This window comes from Sphingobium soli (genome assembly GCF_020782245.1).
GTDB lineage: Bacteria > Pseudomonadota > Alphaproteobacteria > Sphingomonadales > Sphingomonadaceae > Sphingobium > Sphingobium soli.
Window position 1 is genome coordinate 1 of sequence record NZ_JAJGNP010000047.1, and the last position, 1,257, is coordinate 1,257.

1 protein-coding gene is annotated in these 1,257 nt (G+C 61.8%); it reads left to right on the top strand.

Going from position 1 to position 1,257, the window contains the following annotated elements; genetic code table 11:
* A partial coding sequence (locus LL253_RS19655; protein WP_266101097.1) for a site-specific integrase occupies positions 1–1,257 on the top strand: 1,257 nt, incomplete at both ends.

The following is a 1,257-nucleotide window of genomic DNA, read 5'->3' on the forward strand; positions in this document are numbered from 1 at the left end:
CTACAAAATGCGGCTAATGACGCATGTTCGAGTGTCGAGTGATGGCGGATTCGAAGTCCGTATTGTGGTGCCCGCCGCCCTTCGCACGACGATCGGAAAGACGAACCTGACCCGACGCCTCGGGAGGGTTTCCAAATCGGATGCCAATCGACTGGCGGCTCCGGTCATCCAGTATTTTCGTGATCTCATTGAGAGGGCCAAAGCTGGACGGCTCGACGATCCATCTCCTGCGCCCGCAATCAACGCACTTCCTGCAAAGCCGACGAACGCCGTCCGCAGACAGGCTTCCTCGCCGAACCTGATGGCAATCTTCGAGGGATATCTACGCGAGCGCCAACCGTCGCCCGCGACCATCAAGCGTTGGCGTCCGGTGATCGGTCATCTTGTTGGGCATCTTGGGCACGACGAGCCTCGCCGCATTAGTGCCGACGATATCATTGGCTGGAAGGAGGCGCTCGCTCGTCAGGGAGTGAGTGGTCGGACGATCCGTGAAGTTTATCTCGCTTCCATCAAGGTTGTGCTTGCGTGGGGCGTCGAGAATCGAAAGCTGGACGCCAACCCCGCTGCTGGCGTGTCCGTGCGTGTGCCGAAGCGGCACCGTCCGCGAGGCCCCAGCTTCACCTCTGCGGAAGCGCGCACGATATTGTCGGCATCCCTGTGTAGGGACCATGGAAAGATCAGTCCTGAACACGCCCTCGCTCGACGCTGGATTCCGTGGATTTGCGCCTACACCGGCGCGCGTGTAGGTGAGATCGCGCAAATGCGCGGTTGCGACATTGTCGAGGTCGAAGGTTTCTGGGTGATGCGGATCACGCCGGAAGCTGGTTCGACCAAAAGTGGACAGGCGCGTTTGGTGCCGCTCCATCCGCATCTGGTCGAGCAGGGTCTGCCTAGGATTGCGCAACGGGCAGGTGAGGGGCCAATCTTCTTCGACCCGGCGCGCGGTCGAGGTGGGTCCGCTGGCAACGCCCATCATCGGAAGGTCGGCGAGCGCTTGGCCGCGTGGGTGCGCGACCTTGGCGTTGACGACCCTCATGTCCAACCCAACCACGGGTGGAGGCACCTATACAAAACGCTCGCGCGTCGAGCAGGGATGGAACCCGAGGTGCGCGACGCCATTCAAGGCCACGCTCCGCGCAGCGTTGGCGAAACATACGGTGAGTGGCCGGTGGACGTTCTGGCTCGTGCTGTCAGCTTGCTGCCGAAGTTTAGTGCCAGTGAGCCATTGAAGAGGGCGTCCCCGCCAGCGGGAACGCT